This window comes from Lacipirellula limnantheis, assembly GCF_007746075.1.
Lineage (GTDB): Bacteria > Planctomycetota > Planctomycetia > Pirellulales > Lacipirellulaceae > Lacipirellula > Lacipirellula limnantheis.
This window is the reverse complement of the sequence record NZ_CP036339.1, coordinates 383,133-402,903: the sequence shown is the minus strand read 5'-3', so window position 1 is coordinate 402,903 and position 19,771 is coordinate 383,133. Positions and strand designations below refer to the sequence as shown.

General features: G+C 62.2%; 15 protein-coding genes. 7 read left to right on the top strand and 8 right to left on the bottom strand.

What is annotated here, in order from left to right; translation table 11 throughout:
- Positions 1-344: 344 nt before the first annotated feature.
- Positions 345-2,510 (bottom strand): fused MFS/spermidine synthase, encoded by a 2,166-nt coding sequence (locus I41_RS01590; protein WP_145430331.1) that lies wholly within the window; start codon positions 2,508-2,510, stop codon positions 345-347.
- A gap of 154 nt (positions 2,511-2,664) precedes the next feature.
- Between I41_RS01590 and wrbA the strand changes: the two genes are divergently transcribed.
- Positions 2,665-3,279: an NAD(P)H:quinone oxidoreductase gene (wrbA, locus tag I41_RS01585; RefSeq protein ID WP_145430330.1), complete on the top strand. Its 615-nt coding sequence runs from the start codon at positions 2,665-2,667 to the stop codon at positions 3,277-3,279.
- Positions 3,280-3,373: 94 nt separating this feature from the next.
- On the opposite strand, the gene nadA is transcribed toward wrbA, so the two are convergent.
- Entirely contained in the window at positions 3,374-4,513 is a 1,140-nt protein-coding gene (nadA, locus tag I41_RS01580) for a quinolinate synthase NadA (protein ID WP_145430329.1), read from the bottom strand.
- Between the two features lie 243 nt (positions 4,514-4,756).
- Positions 4,757-5,911, bottom strand: coding sequence for a hypothetical protein (locus tag I41_RS01575; protein WP_145430327.1), 1,155 nt, complete (start codon positions 5,909-5,911; stop codon positions 4,757-4,759).
- Positions 5,912-6,273: 362 nt separating this feature from the next.
- Between I41_RS01575 and I41_RS01570 the strand changes: the two genes are divergently transcribed.
- Positions 6,274-7,197: a FliM/FliN family flagellar motor switch protein gene (locus tag I41_RS01570; RefSeq protein ID WP_145430325.1), complete on the top strand. Its 924-nt coding sequence runs from the start codon at positions 6,274-6,276 to the stop codon at positions 7,195-7,197.
- 126 nt (positions 7,198-7,323) lie between these two features.
- Here I41_RS01570 and I41_RS27880 read toward each other — a convergent pair whose 3' ends face one another.
- From I41_RS27880 to I41_RS01555, 3 genes are all read right to left on the bottom strand, one after another.
- Positions 7,324-8,127, bottom strand: a complete 804-nt coding sequence (locus tag I41_RS27880) for a DUF1559 domain-containing protein (RefSeq protein ID WP_261342501.1) — start codon at positions 8,125-8,127, stop codon at positions 7,324-7,326.
- 553 nt (positions 8,128-8,680) lie between these two features.
- Positions 8,681-9,454, bottom strand: a complete 774-nt coding sequence (locus tag I41_RS01560; RefSeq protein WP_145430321.1) for a hypothetical protein — start codon at positions 9,452-9,454, stop codon at positions 8,681-8,683.
- A gap of 320 nt (positions 9,455-9,774) precedes the next feature.
- Entirely contained in the window at positions 9,775-10,620 is an 846-nt protein-coding gene (locus I41_RS01555) for a hypothetical protein (protein ID WP_145430319.1), read from the bottom strand.
- Between the two features lie 485 nt (positions 10,621-11,105).
- Here I41_RS01555 and I41_RS28210 point away from each other — a divergent pair, with 485 nt between their 5' ends.
- From I41_RS28210 to I41_RS01540, 4 genes are all read left to right on the top strand, one after another.
- Positions 11,106-11,237 (top strand): hypothetical protein, encoded by a 132-nt coding sequence (locus tag I41_RS28210; RefSeq protein WP_261342473.1) that lies wholly within the window; start codon positions 11,106-11,108, stop codon positions 11,235-11,237.
- Between the two features lie 129 nt (positions 11,238-11,366).
- The gene (locus I41_RS01550) at positions 11,367-13,772 is read left to right on the top strand and encodes a PQQ-binding-like beta-propeller repeat protein (RefSeq protein ID WP_210421086.1); all 2,406 of its coding nucleotides are present in this window, start codon (positions 11,367-11,369) and stop codon (positions 13,770-13,772) included.
- A 182-nt stretch (positions 13,773-13,954) separates the two neighbouring features.
- A complete protein-coding gene (locus I41_RS01545; protein ID WP_246133775.1) occupies positions 13,955-15,853 on the top strand; it encodes an outer membrane protein assembly factor BamB family protein in 1,899 nt (632 codons plus the stop codon).
- Positions 15,850-16,230: a response regulator gene (locus tag I41_RS01540; protein WP_145430315.1), complete on the top strand. Its 381-nt coding sequence runs from the start codon at positions 15,850-15,852 to the stop codon at positions 16,228-16,230. The genes I41_RS01545 and I41_RS01540 overlap by 4 nt, the downstream gene beginning before the upstream one ends.
- Positions 16,231-16,464: 234 nt before the next feature.
- Here the strand turns inward: I41_RS01540 and I41_RS27875 are convergent, their stop codons facing one another.
- Together I41_RS27875 and I41_RS01530 are read right to left on the bottom strand one after the other, a co-directional pair.
- Positions 16,465-16,911 carry a hypothetical protein gene (locus I41_RS27875; RefSeq protein WP_246133774.1) on the bottom strand — a complete coding sequence of 149 codons (447 nt, stop codon included), beginning with the start codon at positions 16,909-16,911 and terminating at the stop codon, positions 16,465-16,467.
- 107 nt (positions 16,912-17,018) lie between these two features.
- Positions 17,019-17,432: a hypothetical protein gene (locus tag I41_RS01530; protein WP_145430314.1), complete on the bottom strand. Its 414-nt coding sequence runs from the start codon at positions 17,430-17,432 to the stop codon at positions 17,019-17,021.
- A gap of 372 nt (positions 17,433-17,804) precedes the next feature.
- Here I41_RS01530 and I41_RS01525 point away from each other — a divergent pair, with 372 nt between their 5' ends.
- Positions 17,805-19,292, top strand: a complete 1,488-nt coding sequence (locus tag I41_RS01525) for a DUF1501 domain-containing protein (protein ID WP_145430312.1) — start codon at positions 17,805-17,807, stop codon at positions 19,290-19,292.
- Positions 19,293-19,771 lie beyond the last annotated feature (479 nt).

The window sequence follows — 19,771 nt, the reverse complement described above, 5'->3', positions numbered from 1 at the left end:
GTTTCTCGATGTGAACGAGCCGTGAACTACGACGTGGGTAGTATTACGACTATCGTCATAGTTAGCAAGCGGAGTTTTTTGGCAGACGAAGTGGCCGGCGCCCTGTCACCAAGTCACTCGCTAGCTTCTGCTCGGGGGCGAAAAAATTGAACCACAATGGCACGACGGACGCGACGAGAGACGACGGATGACGAAGAACGCGACATCGGCCAAATGCTGGGTAATGAACGTCATTTCTCTTATCATTGCGCCTTCGCGCCTTTGCGTGAAACAGGCGCACACTTGATCTCACGCAAAGGCGCGAAGTCGCAAAGAAAGAGTGCTGACGCCGCAAGTTGACGGCATCAGTGAACCAGCACATCGAGGAGCGAACTGTAATCGTCGGTCCAGTTCGCCTCTGGACGGTCTTTGGCGTATTCGCTCAGTGGCGTTCCAACGCCTTGGCCTGAAAGTCGGCCGGCGCCTCGGCCGAGGACAATCCAGACGCAGGCCGCCGTGGCCGGCGTGCCGTCGGGCGGAACATCTAGAACGATCCCATCGAGTTGAAAATGCTCGGCCGCGGCGCGGACGACCGGGGTCAACTCCAAGTGATCGCTGGAGATGTGGACGGCCAGGATTCCGTTGGGATCCTGAAGGTGGCGCAGGTAGAGTGCAAATGCTTCCCGCGTGAGCAGATGGGCGGGTATCGCATCGCTGTTGAAGGCGTCGAGGACGAGGACGTCGAAGTTCTGCGGCGGCTCGCTCTCTAGCGCCAGCCGCGCGTCCCCTTCGACGATTTCAATGGTAGCTCCCCGATCGCGAGCATCGTCGAGATAGGTGAAGATTCGTTTGGCGTAAGTGATGACTTGCGGATTGATATCGTAGAAGCGAAAGGTTTCCTTCGGTTCGGCGTACGCCGCAATCGTCCCGGCTCCGAGGCCGATGACGCCGACGCGACGGGGATATTGCGGATCGCGTTGAGTGAGAACTTTGCCGACGCCGCTGTCGGGATGGTAATAAAGCATAGGAACGCGGCGTTGTTGAGGATCTTTAAATTGACCGCCGTGAGAGATGCGCCCGTTGGTCAGCCCGTAGTACTCTTCCCCGGTCGATGCGCGGAGAAATCGCACCTTGAGAACTCCGAAGAAACTACGATCCTGCGCGATGTGGCCATCCCATTGACGCGACACGCCGACATACATGAATACGCATAAGGCAGCCAGGACGCCTATCGCGCCAAGGAGGCCTTTGAAAGCCATTCCTCTACCGCCATCGAAGAACGGAGAAGTACGGTCGGTCACGAGTAAAGCGAATGCCAGCAGCCAGGCGGCGACGAGGCTCAGTTGAAGTTCGTAGTAATCGTCAAGCAATAGGGGCGCAACGATGCCAACCAGGAAGCCGCCGATGGCGCCCCCGGCCGAGATGCTGAGATAGAACGCCGTCAACCGGCGCGTGGAGGGCCGAAGCCGAACAAGTTCGCCGTGGCAAATCATGCAGATTGCGGCGAGCAGCGTGAGATTGACGGCGAGGAGCACGCCAATGGGAATATGAATTCTGCGCTGCCAGGTGAACGCCGCTGCAAACGAGGCGACCGCCCCGAGAGTCATCCAGACGTCGCGACGGTACCAGCGATCGCTATCGAATGTGAGAATGAAGCTGAGTAGGTAGACGACCATCGGCGCGATCCAGAGCAGCGGCGCCGAGAGAATGTCTTGGCAAAGATGATTGGTGATCGCCAACAGGGCTACCGACGCCACCGCTGGCAAAGCCAGCCAGAAAAAACGCTGCAGCGGGCGTTTTCGCTCGCTGGCGTCGCCCATCGGAGCGGCGGCGTCTCGCAAAGAGCCGCTACCGTCGGACGCTGCGGAACTGGGCCGAAGTGACGCCAGTCCGCTCCACGCGCAGAGAAGCGCGAAGAGGACGAAGAGCGACGTCCATGCAGTTCCTTGACTGGCCACGCCGAGATTTGGCTCCACCAGGAAGGGATAGCTGAGAAGTGCAGCCAACGATCCGACATTCGAAAGTGCGTAAAGACGATAAGGGGAACGGCCCGGATGAATGCGTGCGAACCAGACTTGCGTCAACGGCGCCGTGGCGGCAAGCGTCAAGTAGGGGAGGCCTACCGCGGCGGCGAGCATGACGAGGATGTGAAGTGCGGGTCGGTTGCTGTCGGTCGGACGCCACTCGTCGCTGGGTAGAACTCCAAGAATCGCGGCGAGCATTGCAGCCACGGCGAGCAGCGTCACATGGAAGCGAACCTGCCGGCGGGAACTAAGTCGCGTCGTGGTTAGGTGCGCGTAGAGGTACCCGATGAAGAGAGCCGACTGAAAGAAGAGCATGACCGTGGTCCAGACGGCCGTGCCGCCGCCGAACCAGGGGAGGATTCGCTTGGCAATCATCGGCTGGACCTGGAAGATCAACCAAGCGCTGAGAGCGACGGTCGCCGCAAGGACGAGATCGAGCAGGCGCGAGGATCGCTCCGGTGAGTCGACGGGGTCGGGAGCGGCGGCGGAGACGTTGTTTGGGCTCATCCAGCCTATTGTCGTTGCCGGGATTCGCGCCGCTAGATGCAGTCGCCGAGAGTGCTAAGATCAATGGCGTCGCCGCTGTTCGCTCGCAAATGTTGATCCGGTTGCGCGACTTCGCCCATCGTTTCCCCAGCCCCGAAGCTACGAGGACTCCGCCATGAAAATTCAAGTGATTTTTTACAGTATGTACGGGCATATTCATCAGCTGGCCGAGGCCGTGGCGGAGGGAGCCAGGAGCGTGCCGGGGGCGGAGGTTTCGCTCTATCAGGTGGCGGAATTGATTCCCGAGGCGGCGCTAGAAAAGAGCGGCGCAAAAAAGGCGCGCGACGGTTTTGCAAGCGTGCCGGTCGCCGTTCCGGCGCAATTGGCCGATGCCGACGCGATCATCTTCGGCACGCCGACTCGGTTTGGGAACATGGCGGCGCAAATGCGGAATTTTCTCGATCAGACGGGCGGGCTGTGGGCCAAGGGGGCGCTCATCGGCAAGGTGGGGAGCGTCTTCACCAGCACCGGCACGCAGCATGGCGGGCAGGAGACGACGATCACCAGTTTTCACACGACGCTGCTCCATCATGGCATGATCATCGTGGGCGTGCCGTACAGCTGCCAGGAGCTGACGAATATGAACGAGATCACCGGCGGTTCGCCGTACGGAGCGGGGACGTTGGCCGGCGGCGACGGATCACGGCAGCCGAGCGCGAATGAGTTGGCGATTGCGCGCTTTCAGGGGCGGCATGTGGCGGAGATTACCGCGAAGCTGGTGGGGAAGTGAACGGCGGGCGATGCATTTAGCCCCCGGTTCTTCAAATCGGGGGTGGATGCGATGTCGCGCGGAGCCCGGTTTGTAGAGCTGGGGGCTAAGTGGGTTACTTTACTTCGAGCATGCGCTCAAGCGCGACGAGCGACCACTTAGCCGTTTCTTCGTCAACTTCGATCACGTTCACCGGCGTGCCGGCGGCGAGGTTTTCGAGGCTCCACGCCAAGTGGGCGAGGTCGATGCGATACATCGTCGCGCACATGCAGACGACCGGCGAGAGGAAGTGAATCTCCTGCTCGGGGTGTTGCTGCTTGAGGCGGTTCACCAGATGCAGCTCCGTGCCGATCGACCACTTCGTCCCGGGCGGGGCTGCTTCGACTGTCTTGATGATCTTGCCGGTGCTGCCCGATTCATCGGCGAGTTCGAACACCTCGCGCGGACATTCGGGATGCACGAGAATCTTGATGCCGGGGTGATTTTTGCGGGCGAGCGCTACATGCTCGGGGCGGAACATCTGGTGGACGCTGCAATGGCCCTTCCAGAGGATCACGCGGCTTGCTTGGATCTGCTCGGCGGTGCTGCCGCCGAGTTCGTCGGCGTAGGGATCCCAGACCGGCATCTGCTCGAGTGGGATGCCCATCCCCGTCGCCGTGTTGCGGCCGAGGTGTTGATCGGGAAAAAACATCACACGGCTCGTGCGGGCGAACGCCCACTCCAGTGCGGCTTTGGCATTGCTGCTGGTGCAGACGATGCCGCCGTGGCGGCCGACGAACGCTTTCAAACTCGCCGCTGAGTTGATGTAGGTGACTGGCGTGATGTCCTCGGTATCGATCACCTCGGCGAGTTGATCCCACGCCGATTCGATTTGACGGATGCCGGCCATGTCGGCCATCGAGCAACCGGCGGCGAGATCGGGGAGGACGACCTGCACGCGCTCGCCGTGGCGGTCGGCGAGTTTGTCGGGGCGGTTGGCGAGAATGTCGGCCGTCTCGGCCATGAAGTGAACGCCGCAGAAAGCGATGTAGCGGCAGTCGGCGCTGGCAGCGGCCATTTGGCTTAGCTGGTAGCTGTCGCCGCTGAGGTCGGCGAGCGCGATGACTTCGTCTTGCTGATAATGATGGCCCAGGATGAGCAAGCGCGAGCCGAGCTGCTGGCGAACTTTGTCAATGCGCTGCTGCAGCTCGTCGTTCGAGAGCGACTTGTAGGGTTGGAGTTCAAACTGCGGGGCAGTGGGGACGGCGATGGTCATGGGCGGCGACGATGAAACGAGTTGTGCTTTGCGGCAACTATTCAGTCATTCTGAACTCAGACTGACTAGCCGTTTCATTATATGAAAAATGGCAGGTTGCGGCAGGTTGGGGTTCGCGGCGGCTTTTCAGCTCAGCGCACAAAAAAACGGGCGGACCGTCTGCTGACGATCCACCCGTCGGAGAGAGTGAAGCTCTCGTTCGCGCTGATCTATTCGCCAAGGCTGTAGACCACTCTTCGTTCCTCAGTCGGCTCCGAGAGCGCCGCCGATGGCGGCCCCGACGTTACCCCCCTGTTGGCCGCCGATGGCGTTGCCGATGGCCCCGCCCACGTTGGCGCCAGCGCGGTAGCCTTGGTTGTTGTAGCCGTTACGGTAACCGTTTCCATTTTCGTAACCGTTTCCGTAACCATTCCCGTATCCGTATCCGTTACGAGAACCGCCATACCCATAACCTGGATTGGCATAGCCACGGTAGCCGGCGCCGTAACGATATCCGCCGCCGTTACCTTGCATCCCGGGGCGATAGCCTTGCGGATAGCTGTAGTTGGCCTGATCGTAGCGGCTCCAATTGCCGGCGCGATGATACTGCCAATAGTTGCCGGGGTTCCAATACCACCATTCGCCGTTGTGTTGCTTGAAGCGCCAGCGGGCACTGCGGTCATCGGCGGCGGAATTGTTGACGCCGTTTTGGTTAACGCCCGCATTGAGATTGGCGCCAGCCTGGACGCCGGCCGCGCCGTTCATGCCGACGCCCGCTCCCGCGCCAGTTCCCATGGCGGCGCCTGCACCTACGGTCGGTTGCGACGTCGCTCCCGAAAGGTTGCTCGCACCCGAGTTGGCTTGCGAGCCCACCGTGGCGCCGGCGCCTAAAGCTGACGAATTTGTATTCGTTCCGCTCGGACCGGTGGCAACGCCCGAGCCATTGATGCCGCCGCCTGTGGCGGAAGTTCCCCGCCCCGTCACGCCAGGCGTCGTTCCGGTAAAACCGGCGGGGTTGCCGGCGGTCGTTGGGCCGACGCTCGAGTTGGGCCCGGCTCCGGCGCCGGCGCCAGTTTGCGCGTTCAAGCTGCCACCGCCGTTGGCGCCGGTGGCCGTGTTGCCCGTGCCGATAGCGCCGGCGTCGGTCGAGGCGCCAATGCTGCCACTCTCAGCCGTGCCGCTTTGCGCTCCGCGAGCTCCACCGGCTGACGCGCCAGCGCCGACTCCAGCACCGGTTCCGATGCCGGTTCCCGCGCCGACTCCCCCCGCACCGGAAGCTCCGGCTCCTGCTCCTGCGCCGCTGCCCGAGGCCCCGCCGCCTGCACCACCTCCGCCGCCGCTCTGTGCCGCAGCGAGCGGCGCGAACGACAGCGCGGCGATGCCAAACAATGCGGCCGCCGTGTAAGTAAACCGTTTCATGACCTTCTCCTCCTCGTAAATGTGTCGTCGTTTCATCGGGATCCGATGGGCGTACTCAAATAATCCCCCCGCGGCCGAACAACTTTCGCAACCGACGTGCCGATTCTCGCGGCGGCCAGCGAACGCCGACGCTCAGGGCGAAACGGCGGAAAGCCGGCGGTTCCTGGCCCGTTGGGCGACGGAGATCGGCAGCCCGGACGACCGCCAGTCCAGCGAACTGGCAGGATTGAGACCAAACCGCTGGCCCAGTCAAGTTTGCCGGTCGAACTGACGATAACGATTAGGCGAGTACGTCTTTTCGTCGCCACGCCGTCCGGACTCCTCAGACGTGGCGTTGCCCGCAACATTTGATGGCACGCGTGATGAGTGAACTGAATCCCGAACTCGCCGGCTCGCTGCTGGAAGTTTGCCGCGAAGGCGCCGGCGAAACGGGCGAAGCACTGACGCGGGCGCTGGGCGGAGCGTTTGCCGTGACCGTCGGCGAGGCGACGACCGTTGCCGATGCTCAGCTCGGCGAGGAGCTCAATGGCTCGGGACTGGCGCTGGCGTTTCATGTGGGCCCAGCCGCCCTGGCGATCGTCTTGCCGGAAGCGAGCGGCCTGCTGCCCGATTGGTACAAGACGCCCGACGCGACCGGGACAAGTAAGCTAGCAACGCTGGCGCAAGAGCTGAGCATGCTCGTGCTGCCGGAGGCACTCGCCGTCGGCGAAACCAAGGCGAGCCACGTCGCCAACCTAAAAGAGGCGCTCGCAGCCGCCGGGATGAACGACGGCGCCACCCACGTGGCGTTGCAACTCACGAGCGGCGAGAAGTCTGGATCGCTCCGACTGATCTGGCCTCTGACCGCGCCGGCAGCGCTTTACGCCGCTGCGGCGCCCGCCGCTGCCGCGGCGAGTCCTCCCCCTGCAGCTGAAGCGAAGCCTGCTCCCAAGCCGGCCGCGACGGCCAAACCGGCGGCCGCTGCGCGACCGGCGGCGCCGTCGCGCCACGCCAGCGATCTGGGCGACCTGCCGCGCTATTCGCGCAGCCTGCTGAAGATCAGCGTGCCGGTGAGCGTGGAACTCGCGAGCAAGAAGGAAACGCTGCAGGAAGTGATTGCCCTGGCGCCGGGGTCGATCATCAAATTCGACAAAGGGTGCGAAGAGCTATTGCGACTGCTCGTGGGCGAGAACGCCGTCGCCGTCGGCGAGGCGGTGAAAGTCGGCGAGAAGTTCGGCTTCCGCGTGACCTCGATGCTGATGCCGCCGGAGCATTTTGTAACGGCGAAGCGGGCGCGGTCGGCGTGAGCATGGAAGGTGTCGGGAGCCTTTTGCCACTAGAGGCGCTCCACCGTCAGCAAACTCTCCAGTGGCAAAAAGCTCCCGACACCGTTGAGCGCAACGCCTTCGTCAATGGTTTGAAGAACCGGGGGGCTAGGCGGGACGTTTGCGGAGGAGCCACCGGAAGGGCCACAGAGCGACGATCGCAAAGGCGATCAATGGGTAGCGAGTCAATTGGAAGCGATTCATTTGGTCGGGTTGTGGCTGTGCATCACGTTCAAAAGTGCTCCAATCGATCCGCTCGCCCCCGCGGGCGGTCAGCAATGCCTCGGCCATCTTGCGGTTCATCGGGACAGGCAGGAAGCGAACCGAACCGTCAGCAAAGGCGGCGTTGACGCCTCCAATGTGAGCAACGCGCTCGTCGGGTTCCGATGTCAGAATACTAACCGCCTCGTCGAACGAGAGATCTTGTGGTTTCCCCCACGGCACTTCCAGCCCGGCGGCTTCGAGGAGCAAGATTGTCTGATCGCGACCGTCAGTAATCTCATCGAGCGGCAAGCCACGATCCGGCGGCCAAGCCGTTTGAGGACCGACAACGGCGAAATAGCTCGTCGTTGCTGGGCGTCGTTCGTGGAATAACGAGTGGTCGCTAGGGCATTGGAACATCTCGATCTGTGTCGACACCAACTCGGAATTGTGTGGGCTGTCCCAGGGCTCCTCCCGGTGATAAGCGTCGGCAATCTCACTTTGTTCAATATTTGATAGGGTTAAGATGCGCCAGCTGTGGAACGGCCGGCCGTTCGGCCCATTTGTCGCCGCATGGGGCAGTTGCCCGGTGCGATCTGCTTTACTCAGTAGGCTAGTTGCAAAACCGCGGAGATTTGCGGAGCACGAGTCGCCGCGCCTTGAGTTTGGGCGCCCATCTCGCCACACGGAGTCGACTGCGACCGAGACCATCGTCGCGCCAAGAATCAGCACCACAAGCACAACTTCAATCGCTCGAATTCGCACCTGGCCGGCAAACGCTATCCGCCAAAAGCATGCCACCAGAAGCGAAACAACGATTCCTAGCGACGCCCCGAAAGTCATCACAGCGGCTGCCAGCAGCACAGCGACGTAAGCGACGGTAGCGAGAAAAGAATGCACGCGGCGAATACTTCGAGAGGAATCGCAAATTGGATCGCTGAGACAGCGGCCCATCGGCATCATCGCTCGCGACTGCGCCACGAACAAGAGGAATGTACGCGACGACCGTTTCTGCAACTCGCTTCGCAGTTAGCCGGACCGCCACGCGGTCCGGGCGGAGGCGGGGAGGCGCGTTCCAAGCCGATTGAACTTGGGAAGGCTCCCGACGCTGCTGGAGGTGGCGCCTCGAAGCGTGACGCCGACCGGAGGCCGTGGGCCTCCGGCTGTGGTGAGCGCGCTGACTGCCGAGGGGATGAACCCCGCAGCTCGCTTAGTTTTCGGCTCGCTGGGTCTCGTTTCGCTCCCGCGGGTCGTTGACCCGCGGCTACTGGGCACTCGACCAAGGCGACTTCAACCAGTCGCTCGTGCTGAAGACGAGGCGATCCCGTTTTTTGTCGATCGCGCGGTTGAGCTTCTCAACTAGCTCCGGTCCGTTGGCTTCTTCTTCGACCAGGCGCCGCACGCCGCCGCTCAGTTCCTTGACGATCGGGCCGCGGGCTTCGCTGACGCGGCGGATGTGGAACTCTTCGAGCTGAAGTCTCGCCTCGGTGACGCGGGGGTCGACCGTCATGCCGGGGGCGCCGTTGACCGCGGCGACCTGCAGGCCGATCTCGCCCGAGAGGTCGAGGATCATCCGCATGTCGCCTTCGACTTCCAGGGCGATGATGTGGACGCCGTATTGGTAGATCTTGGCGCGGGCCCAAGCGTCGAGCTTGGCGTCGATGCGGAGCGTGAACCCAACGCGGCCGCCGGCGATTGGTTCGAGGCGCGTGAGTTGGACCGAAAGGTTTTTCTCCGGCTCGACGACGCGCAGCCGGTAATGCTTCCAGACGCCGTGGTCCACCATTTTCTTCTTGCGGTGGATCTTCGTATGCAGGCCGCTCCCCTCGGTGCGGAGGCCGACGACCATTTCGGTTTGGGCGCCCCAGTCCTTACGTTTGTCGTAGTTGACGGGGATCGCTTCTTCGAGGAGCTGGCTGATTTGCGCGGCGAGTTTGGCGCGGCTGGGGTCGATCGCCGGGGGTTGCTGTCCCCAAGTTGGCGACGCCAGCGACGAGAGGAGGATGGCTGCGGCGATACGACGGAGGCTGACAAGCATGGCGAACGTCCGTAGTCGGTGGTCCGTTGTCAGTCGTCCGTCGTCAGTTGCGGGGGAGTGTAGGGGGAGAATCTCGCCGCGGCGACTAGAGTTTTATCGGCGCCTGCTGGCGGGCTTCTGGATGACCGCGGGGATGAAACCCGCGGCTTGCTGTTCTTCGCTCCGGCGGGTCGTTGACCCGCGGCTACTCGCCACTGACTACGGACCACTGACCACGGACGTTCGTTCTGCATCTATCAACAAAAAGAACCTGCCCCGAGCCCGAAGGCTCGAGACAGGTCCTCAGAGGGGGTCTCTATTGTCGGTCGGTTAGCTAAGTCCTAGCGGACGAAGCTGGCCGAGACGACCTTGCGGGGCTGGGCAATCCGAGCAGCCGGGTCAGCGACCGGGGCTGGCGGGATCGGAGCAGCTTCAGGGGCAGCGGCTTCGCCGGCAGCCGGGGCACACGACGAGCAACCGCTGGTGCAGCCGCTGTCGCAACCGCAGCTCGCTTCGCAGCAGCTGTCGTCGCAGCCGCAGCTGGCTTCGCAGCAGCTGCTCTTGCAGCAGTGCTTACGAGCGAACAAGCGGCTCAGGAAGCAACCCTTCTTGCAGCAGCTCTTAGCAGCACAACCGCAAGCCGGTTCGCAGCAGTCGTCCGGGCAACCGCAGCTGGCTTCGCAGCAAGCGTCGTCGCCGCAGCAGCCGTCGGTGGCACAGCACGGGTCTTCGCAACCGCAGCTGGCTTCGCAGCAGCTGTCTTTGCAGCACTTGTGCTTGCCGAACAGGTTGAGCAAGCAGCAACGCTTCTTGCAGCCGCAACCCTTGTCGCAGCACGAGTCATCCGGGCAACCGCAGCTGGCTTCGCAGCAAGCGTCGTCGCCGCAGCAGCCGTCGTTGCAGCACGGATCTTCGCAGCCGCAGCTGGCTTCGCAGCAGCTGTGCTTGTGACCGCCGAACAGACGTCCGAGGATGCAGCAGCGAGATTTTCCGCAGCTCGATCCGCAGCACGGATCTTCGCAGCAGTCATCGCTGGGGCAACCGCACGACTTCTCGCAGCAACAAGACGGCTCGCACGAGTCGCAGCCGCAGCCGCCGCCGAGCATCCGGTCCAGCATGCCAGCGCCGAAGCTCTGGCCTGCCAGGCAGACGCTCACCAACAGCGCTCCCAACAAGTTACCTTTCATCGAACCACGTCTCCTTTTGCGTGAGGGGCAACCACAGCGACATCTTGACGTCACGGCGCTCGCGCGGCGGATCACTCCCTGTGACTGTCGTGGCGACAGGTTTCGGCCGAGGCGGCCGGTGGGCGGGAATGTACGGGGCGGGAGTTAAGCCGAGGCGGGGCCGAGGTCGGCAAGGCGGGTTGTCGCGGGGATCACCCCCACTGGTGGGCGGCGGCTCCGGTCGAGCCAGTCCATGGCTCGGTTTAGTCACTACCGGTTGCCGTCGCTCTATGCTTGTGTCGCAGTGACACGTGAGTGCTTGGCTTGCGACACCGGTGATATCGGCCGCTCCGAGAACGAGCCTTGAGAAGTGCGGAAGTAATTTTCAGCAAGTGGCTTACGTCAACTGTTAGGTAAACTTTGCCGCCCGCGGAGGCTCTTCCCGGGGGTCCGGTTGTAGGCCCCGTGCGCGTTGCCGAGCATGGCCTACAGCCGGAAAATCTGCTATGGTTTACCAAGCTCGCACGCACGGCGGCTGGCGCAGCGACCCAGGCGACAAACTCTACCGATCGCCTGGCGTCGACCCAATCGGCAAGGTCTACCAGGAACAGATCCCAGCGCGGCGAGCCCTGCTTTGAAGGAGGGGAGCAATCCCCATCCGCCTTCCGACCAACATCCCTTCCCAACGTGCGACCCGACTTCTCTCAGGCAAGGTCGAGGCGCATTCTGGCCCCTCAATGTCCAAACCGAATCGCAAGAGTACCTACATGAAGCTCCGACCGCTCGGCCTCGCTGCGACTTGTTGGTTCATGACTCGCCGCTGGTTGGCCCCGCTATCGCTAGCCGCATTGGTAAGTCTTTCCCCGCTGCAGCCGCTCGCCGCGCAGGAGAAGCCGGCTGCGAAGGCGTCTGCCAAGCCCGCGGTCGGAGCAGCGGAAGCGCCGGTCAAGGCAGTAGACGCCGCCGCGCCTGCAGCGCCGGTCGCCATCGATCCCATGGATTGGGCGAACTGGCGCGGCCCGCAACAGAATTCGATCTCGACGGAGAAGAATCTCGTCGAGAAGTGGAATCCCAAGGGAGGCGACAATGGAAATCTCCTTTGGAAGCGATCGGACCTTGGCACGCGGTCGACGCCGATCGTGCTGCGCGGCAAGCTGTACGTCACGGTGCGCGACAAACCCGGCACCGCTGATGAAGGCGAGAAAGTCGTTTGCGTCGATGCAGCCACGGGCGAGCAGAAGTGGGAACGGCGGCTCGACGTCTACCTCACCGACGTTCCCGACACGCGGCTCGGTTGGTCGAACGTCGTGGGCGACCCCGAGACGGGGTACATTTACGCCCAGGGAGTCGGCGGCGTCTTCGCCTGTCTCGACGGCGAGACCGGCAAGATCGTCTGGTCGCGCAATTTGCTGGAAGAATTCGGCACGATCAGCACCTACGGGGGTCGCACGAACAACCCCATCATGTTCGATGATCTGGTGCTGATTAGCGCCATCTTGGTGAGCTGGGGAGACACGCCCGACTTTGACGGCCTCGCCCGCCCGGCGCACCGTTTCATGGCGTTCGAGAAGAAGACGGGGGAGCTCCGCTGGCTTGCCGGGACGACGATCTCGCCGCCCGATACGAATTACAGCACCCCGGTGGCGGAGGTGGTGGGGGGCGAAGCGCAGCTCATCTTCGGCGGGGCTGACGGCAAGGTGTGGGGCCTGCAGCCGCGCACCGGCAAGCAGCTCTGGAACTTCCCGCTCAGCCAACGCAGCATCAATGCCTCGCCAATCGTGATCGACGACGTGGTCTACTGCGGCCATAGCGAAGAGAACCTGGTCGGCAGTACGCAAGGCGCCGTGGTGGCGATTGACGCCACGTTGCGGGGCGATCTGACGGGCAAGGAGAAGTGGATTCAATACACCTTGATGGCGGGCAAAAGCTCGCCCGTCATGGTGGAGGATCGCTTGTGGGTGGTAACCGACGGCGCCAAGCTACAGATTCTTGATCCGGCGACGGGCGAGCTCGTCGGAAAACAGGCGCTCGGCACAGTCATGCGCAGCACGCCAGTCTACGCTGACGGCAAGGTTTATCTCTGCACCAACAGCGGCATTTGGTATGCCCTCAAGCCGAAGCCTGACGGGGCGCAAGTACTGCAGAAGCTGCGGCTCAGTCAGGCCGACCAGAACGACGGCTCGCCAATCGTCTCCCATGGCCGCATCTATCTGCCGACGTCGGAAGCTCTGTACTGCATCGGCAACAAGGACGTCGAGCCGTCGGCCGATCCGTTGCCGACTCCGGAGCAAGAGCCGCCGGTGACCGCCGATGAGAAACCCGCGACCTTGCTCATCTCGCCATACGACGCGACCCTGGCGCCGGAAGGGACGCAGAAGTTCACGGTGCGACTCTACAACGCTCGTGGGCAGTTCCTGCGGATCGCCGCTCCCGACGAAGTAAAATTCACCGTGCAAGGAGCGGGCGAGATCTCGGCTGACGGCGCCTACACCGCTGCGAAACGCGAGGGCCATACTGGCTCGCTGGTGATCGCCGCCGTGGGCGATTTGAAAGCGAAGGCGCGCGTCCGATTGGTGCCGCCATTGCCGTGGCAGTTCGATTTCGAGAAAGAGAAGGACATGCCGCTGAGCTGGATCGGCGGCCGCATTCGCTACGTCATCGAGGATCTGGAAGGAAACAAGGTCGCCAAGAAGCTGGACGTACTGCCGACGCCGACGAATCCGAAGAACCAGCTCGGCACGCGCAGCCAGCTGTTCATGGGCCCCAGCGGGATGCAGAATTACACCATCCAGGGCGACTTCCGTCTGACCGAGAAAAATGGGCGGATGCCTGACGTCGGCATCATCGATAGCGGCTATACGCTGTCGCTTCGTGCGGGCGACCGCAAGTTGAGAATCTACAGTTGGCTGGCCCACGACCACCGGACGGCGGCGGAGGTCGAGTTCGTCCCCCAACCGGGCGTATGGTATCGCTTGAAACTGCAGGTGCAGCAGGGAGACGGCACGGCCGACGTGAAAGGCAAGATTTGGCTCCGCGACCAGGACGAGCCGAAGGACTGGAGCCTAGAGATGACCGACAAGTCCCCGATCACTTCCGGTAGTCCGGGTATTTTCGGTCAGGCGCAGGAGGCCGTTTTTTACATGGATAATATTTCGGTCACGCCAAACGAGTAGCCGGCAGCGTGCGTAACGATGGGGATACGCCCCAGTTGTGGAATGATCATCTGGGCCAAGTAGAGCCCGCCAGCTGAACACGCCCAATTCGCCCCGCCGCTTGCGGCGGGATGGCCGCGGGGATAACACCCCGCGGCTCGCCAAATCAACGCCAGAAACTTTTGGAACAATCGAGCTTTTCCATGAGCAAACGAACCCTCAGCGTCGCGAGTCTGTTGGCCCTGTTCGGACTGACCGGGTATGGCGCCCTCAGCTTGGCGATCGCGGCCGACGTGCCGGCGCCGAAAGATCCCAAACCGGCCGCCGCAGCCCCGGCGGCAGCCGTTGATCCGAACCAGCCCAACGTCAACTGGCCGCAGTGGGGCGGTTCTTCGATCCGCAATAACACGCCGGTCGGCAAGAATATTCCGACCGAATGGGAGATCGGCGAGTTCGACTACAAGACGGGCGCCTGGGATCCAACCGACGCGAAGAACATCAAGTGGGTCGCGAAGCTCGGTTCACAAACCTATGGCAATCCTGTCGTGAACAACGGCAAGGTGTTTGTCGGCACCAACAACGGCGGGGAATGGCTCAAGAGATTCGCTCCGGGCACGGATCTGGGGTGCATGCTCGCGTTCGATATCAAGGACGGCAAGTTCCTGTGGCAGCACACCAATGAAAAGCACCCCGCCGGTCGCGTGTACGACTGGCCGCTGCAGGGGGTCTGCAGCGCGGCGTACTCCGAGGGCGACCGGCTGTGGTTCGTGACGAACATGGGCGAAGTCCGCTGCCTCGACGCCGAAGGTTTTCACGATGGCGAGAACGACGGACCCTACGTCGATGAGCAAAAGGTGATCGACGCTCAGATCGCCCAGCGAAAGGCGCAGATCCAGGGCCAGATCAAAGCGCTGCAGGCCCAGCCGACCGCCGATGCGAAGACTCAAGAGAAAATCAAGGCGCTCACGGCCCAGGCAACGAACATTTCGGCCAACTTGCAGCAAGAGGCCGACGTCGTCTGGGTATACGACATGATGAAAGAAATGGGAATCTCGCAGCACAACATGTGCAGCTGTTCCCTCACTGCCGCCGGCGACACGCTGTTCGTCTGCACCTCCAACGGCGTTGACGTCGAGCACAATTACATCCCCGCGCCCGATGCGCCGAGCTTCTTCGCGATCGACAAGAATACCGGCAAGGTGCTCTGGACCGACAGTTCGCCTGGTCTGAACATTCACCATGGGCAGTGGTCGTCGCCCACGTATGCGGTGATCGACGGGCAGCCGCAAGTGATCTTCGGCGGCGGCGACGGCTACATCTACAGCTTCGACCCTGCCGGTGAAAACGGCAAAAGCAAGCTGTTGTGGAAGTTCGACTCGAACCCCAAGACGGCCAAGCTCGAGCTCATGGGCAAGGGAACGCGCAACGACATCATCTCGACCCCCGTGGTCTACGACAACAAGGTCTACGTCGCCACCGGCCAGGATCCCGAGCATGGCGAAGGTGTCGGCACCTTCTGGTGCATCGACCCGACCAAGCGCGGCGACGTCAGCAAGGAACTGGCGTTCAATGCCTCCGACCCGAAGAACCCGATCCCGCACAAGCGGGTGCAGGCCGTCGTCGAGAAGGAAGGGGACTTCGCCCGGCCGAATCCGAACTCGGCCGTCGTGTGGGAATACACGATCGACGATCGCGACGGCGATAAGGACATTGCCTTTGAAGAACAGTTCCATCGCAGCATCGGCACGGCGGCGATCCGCGACGACGTCTTGTACATTGCCGACTTCAGCGGACTGTTCCATTGCCTCAACGCGAAGACCGGCAAGGTGAATTGGGTCTACGACATGCTGTCCGCGGCGTGGGGCTCTCCGCTGATCGTGGAAGACAAGGTTTATATTGGCGACGAAGACGGCGAAATCTCGGTCTTCAAGCACTCGGCCGACCCCGCCGAAGCGATGCGCGAGGAAGACGGGGAGATGGTCCCGTACTACGGCACGCGTAATATGGGAGCAAGCGTGTACGGCACGCCAATCGTGGCCGACAACGTCCTCTACGTCGGCAATCAGACTCACCTATTCGCGATTACGCCGGACGGAAAATGAAGAAGCGCGTCCTCGACGTCGGCAACTGCGGGCCTGATCACTCGTCGATCAAGCGTTTCCTCGCGAAGCATTTCGACTGCGAGGTGCTGCAAGCCGACGGCGCCGACGACGCACTCGCTGCGCTGCGAGGCGGCCATATCGATCTGGTGCTTGTAAACCGCAAGCTCGATATGGACTACTCCGACGGGGTCGAGGTGATTCGCCAGATCAAAGCCGCGGCCGACGTCGCGCACGCGCCGACGATGCTGATCACGAATTACGACGAGCATCACGAAGCGGCGATGAAGATCGGGGCTTTGCGCGGCTTTGGCAAACTTGATTTGGCGAAGCCGGCGACGGTCGAGCAGCTGCAGCCGATCTTGGGTTCGGCAGATTGAACCGCCAAGGACGCCAAATGCGCCTAGGAAATACAAGTAAAAAAGGAACCGCCGATGAACGCTGATAAACGCAAGTAAATTTTATCTGCGTTCATTCGCGTTTATCGGCGGTTCCTCAGCTTCTTGTGTTTCGGCGTGCTCCTCGTGCCGTCGTTGTTCTATCTCCCCGCATTTCCTTGGCGCACTTGGCGTCCTTGGCGGTTCAATTCTTCAGAACTCACAATCGGCCGAGAGCTACTCGACGATCTGCTCTTTGACGAGCTGGACAAAGTGCGGTGACTTTCCCGACTTGGTCAGGTCATCCGCCTTTTTATCGGCTTCTTTCCGATCGCCGAATTCAAAGACGGCGACGCGGCGCATCGTCTGATTGAAGACGCCCCAGAAGGCCTTCAGCCGGACTTCCTTCGTGCGGACGCGCTTGACGACCTTTTTCTTGACAGGAGCCCCGTCCTTGGACGCAGCGACCTTCTTGACCGCCTTCTTGGCAACGGCCTTCTTCGGCGCGGCCACGACGGCGGCCTTCTTCACGACGGTTTTTTTCACAGGTGCGGGTGCTTTCTTGACGGCCTTCTTAGCGACCTTCTTCTTGACGGCTGCCGGCTTGGCGACGGCCTTGGCCGCCTTTTTCACGGGAGCCTTCTTCTTGGCAGGAGCAGCTTTCTTCGCTGGTTTTTTGGCCATAGACCCGCACGTCCCCGTCGGTTAAAGGCAATCAGCTAGCTTCCGAAATGTAACCTATTGACATTCGATTGGCTAGCCGACCTTCGAGGCGGCGCGCGTCACGGCAACTACAGGACGCTCCCTTCCAGGATCACGCCGATCTTCTTCGCCCGCGCGGTCAGCGACGGTTGGAAGTACACCATCGGCCGCAACTGGAAGCTGCCGGGATGGGTGCGATACCGATAGCGCGCGTAGAGGAAGCTCGACTCGACCATGTCGCGCGGCAGCTTCCCCTCGTCGACGAGTTTGACGACCTGCGCTATGTACTTGAAGTCGGCCTCGGTCTTCGCCTTGAGGCCGACGCGCAGCATGTCGTAGAGCCCTACCTGACGACCGCCGGCTTTGAATCGATCGGCCGGCGTCACGGGTTTCGGCAAGTTTTCGATTTCGATGGCGCGGCCCAGCGAGCCAGCGACGCCGACGCCGAACGTGACCAGCAGCGCCCAAAATGCGATATGGCGGAGCATCGATTTGGCGGCCATGTCTACACTCCCTCGGTGTCTCAAACGATCGCCGCCTGCGCGCCGCAGTTCAGCCGGACCTTTAGTCGAAGGGCCACGGCCTCCGGATGGCGCCCGGATGCAGGCGTGCCTCCGACTACTGGCAGTCGCCCGCCGGCGCACCTGGGCTCAGTTTTCGAGCCAACTTGTACGGCCCTCGCAATGACGAGGCAAGGCCGATTCGACGGGCTGGGGCGGGTTAGAACGGCCCATTCCAACCAATTCTCGCCGCATCCGGACGCAAAGGGTTGTCCCCAAGCGGCGAAAAATGGTCATAATGAAGGGAGACTGGCATCGGGGCGCCTCACGTCCCCGGCTCGCTGTCATCCTCCTCATCACTCGAGACGAATCGCCATGCTGATTATCCCTGGCGCCGCTGGCCGCGACACATGCGATCGCCCCGCGAAGATTTCTCGCCGCGAGTTGCTGCGCGTCGGCGGTTCGTCGATTCTCGGTCTGTCGCTGGCCGATATCCTCGGCCTGCAACGAGCGGTGGCCGACACGGCCGGCCAAGCTCTTGCCCCGTCGAGGCCGCCGCGCGGATTCGGCGCCGCAAAGAGCGTCATCATGGTTTATCTGCAGGGGGGTCCCAGCCATCTCGACCTGTGGGATCCCAAAGAAGACGTGCCGGACAATATCCGCAGCGTCTTCCAGCCGATCTCGACCTGCATCCCCGGCGTGAAGTTTACCGAACTGCTGCCGAAGCTCGCGCAGACGATCGACCGCACCACGCTCATTCGCTCGATGGCGTACGAACCGGTGGGGCTATTCAATCATACGGCCGCCATCTACCAGATGATGACCGGATACACGACCGACAAGGTGAGCCCGTCGGGGCAACTGGAACCGCCGAGCCCAAAAGACTTCCCCAATTTCGGCGCGCAAATCACGGCGCTGCGGCCGTCGAAAGAACCGATGCTGCCGTTCGTCATGCTCCCGCGCCCGCTGCAAGAGAGCAACGTCATCGGCAAAGGCGGCTCGGCCGGCTTCCTCGGCAAGGGCTACGATCCTTACACGCTCTATCCCGACGGCGACGATCTCGACCTGCAAAAGATGGAGCGGATCAGCGTCTCCGACCTCGAGCTGCGCGCCGAAGTCCCGTCGTCGCGGCTGTTGCGAAGGGCGCGCTTGCGCGACTCGATTAGCCAAGGGATGCCGTCGCTCGAACGGGCCGTCGCGAACTACAAGCTCGACGAGAACTATACGCGAGCGCTTGACCTCATCGTTTCCGGGCGTGCGCGGCAGGCCTTCGACTTGCGCCAAGAGCCCGATCCCCTGCGTGAGGCCTACGGCAAGAACGCCTTCGGACAAAGTTGCCTGCTCGCGCGCAGGTTGATTGAAGCTGGCACGCGCGTCGTTGAAGTCCTCTGGCCGAACGTCGCCAACGGCCAGAATCATTCGTTTGATACGCACACCGATCTAAGCACCCGACTCAAGACAGTCGCAGCGCCGATGCTTGATGCGGGGCTGTCGATGCTGGTGAACGACCTCGATCAGCGCGGCATGCTCGACGAGACGTTGGTCGTGGCGGTCGGCGAGTTCGGCCGCAGCCCGCAGCGGGGCCTGAGCACGTCCGGCAACTCGAACAGCGACGATGGCCGCGACCATTGGCCCTATTGCTTCACCGGCATGCTGGCTGGCGGCGGCATCAAGCGCGGGCTGGTGTACGGCAGCAGCGACAAGACTGGCAGCGCCCCGGCCGAGAATCCGGTCCATCCGACCGAGCTGTTGGCGACGGTCTACTACGCCCTGGGCATCGAGCCGCAGACGATTGTCTACAACCATCTGAAGCAGCCGCGCGAGCTCGTCAAAGGCTCGGCGGTGACAGCGCTATTTGCGTAGGCGTCGATTGTCAGCAGCCGCTGCCCTGGGGTTCGGCTGCCCGCATTTGGCCAGCGACAACTCACGACCGGCCATCGGCAAGCTTTAGAGCGCCATTCCAAGCCTCTCTCGGCACGCGCTTTGCAACCGTAGAATTTTCCTCGCAGCCGCTATTCCACGGACTAGAATTACGGTGTAATGTCCGTCCCTCGCGAGGGAGAAAAAAGTCACGCTCGCGGGATCTGCGAACCGATAGGTTTGCTGCAACGTAACGAAGGCTCCAGACCAGCGAACACCCGCCGGTTGCGGAGATAACAATTCAAGCTTCTGGTCACGATTCCGTCGGGAGGACCAATTTACCGGATAGGCCTGCATCGGCTACATGGCAGCGCGCAGCGCTGTTCGACGCACGTCTTTCTTCCAGCGACTCCACCCAGTCGCAATCAGGCCGGAAGTTTGTTACACGAAGAAGGTCGCGAGATTGGCAGACGCCGCTCGCG

Excerpts from the sequence above, each read along its gene's own strand:
- I41_RS01590 (WP_145430331.1), bottom strand. The coding sequence starts at position 2,510 with ATGAGCCCAAACAACGTCTCCGCCGCCGCTCCCGACCCCGTCGACTCA.
- wrbA (WP_145430330.1), top strand. The coding sequence starts at position 2,665 with ATGAAAATTCAAGTGATTTTTTACAGTATGTACGGGCATATTCATCAG.
- nadA (WP_145430329.1), bottom strand. The coding sequence starts at position 4,513 with ATGACCATCGCCGTCCCCACTGCCCCGCAGTTTGAACTCCAACCCTAC.
- I41_RS01575 (WP_145430327.1), bottom strand. The coding sequence starts at position 5,911 with ATGAAACGGTTTACTTACACGGCGGCCGCATTGTTTGGCATCGCCGCG.
- I41_RS01570 (WP_145430325.1), top strand. The coding sequence starts at position 6,274 with ATGAGTGAACTGAATCCCGAACTCGCCGGCTCGCTGCTGGAAGTTTGC.
- I41_RS27880 (WP_261342501.1), bottom strand. The coding sequence starts at position 8,127 with ATGGTCTCGGTCGCAGTCGACTCCGTGTGGCGAGATGGGCGCCCAAAC.
- I41_RS01560 (WP_145430321.1), bottom strand. The coding sequence starts at position 9,454 with ATGCTTGTCAGCCTCCGTCGTATCGCCGCAGCCATCCTCCTCTCGTCG.
- I41_RS01555 (WP_145430319.1), bottom strand. The coding sequence starts at position 10,620 with ATGAAAGGTAACTTGTTGGGAGCGCTGTTGGTGAGCGTCTGCCTGGCA.
- I41_RS28210 (WP_261342473.1), top strand. The coding sequence starts at position 11,106 with ATGGTTTACCAAGCTCGCACGCACGGCGGCTGGCGCAGCGACCCAGGC.
- I41_RS01550 (WP_210421086.1), top strand. The coding sequence starts at position 11,367 with ATGAAGCTCCGACCGCTCGGCCTCGCTGCGACTTGTTGGTTCATGACT.
- I41_RS01545 (WP_246133775.1), top strand. The coding sequence starts at position 13,955 with ATGAGCAAACGAACCCTCAGCGTCGCGAGTCTGTTGGCCCTGTTCGGA.
- I41_RS01540 (WP_145430315.1), top strand. The coding sequence starts at position 15,850 with ATGAAGAAGCGCGTCCTCGACGTCGGCAACTGCGGGCCTGATCACTCG.
- I41_RS27875 (WP_246133774.1), bottom strand. The coding sequence starts at position 16,911 with ATGGCCAAAAAACCAGCGAAGAAAGCTGCTCCTGCCAAGAAGAAGGCT.
- I41_RS01530 (WP_145430314.1), bottom strand. The coding sequence starts at position 17,432 with ATGGCCGCCAAATCGATGCTCCGCCATATCGCATTTTGGGCGCTGCTG.
- I41_RS01525 (WP_145430312.1), top strand. The coding sequence starts at position 17,805 with ATGCTGATTATCCCTGGCGCCGCTGGCCGCGACACATGCGATCGCCCC.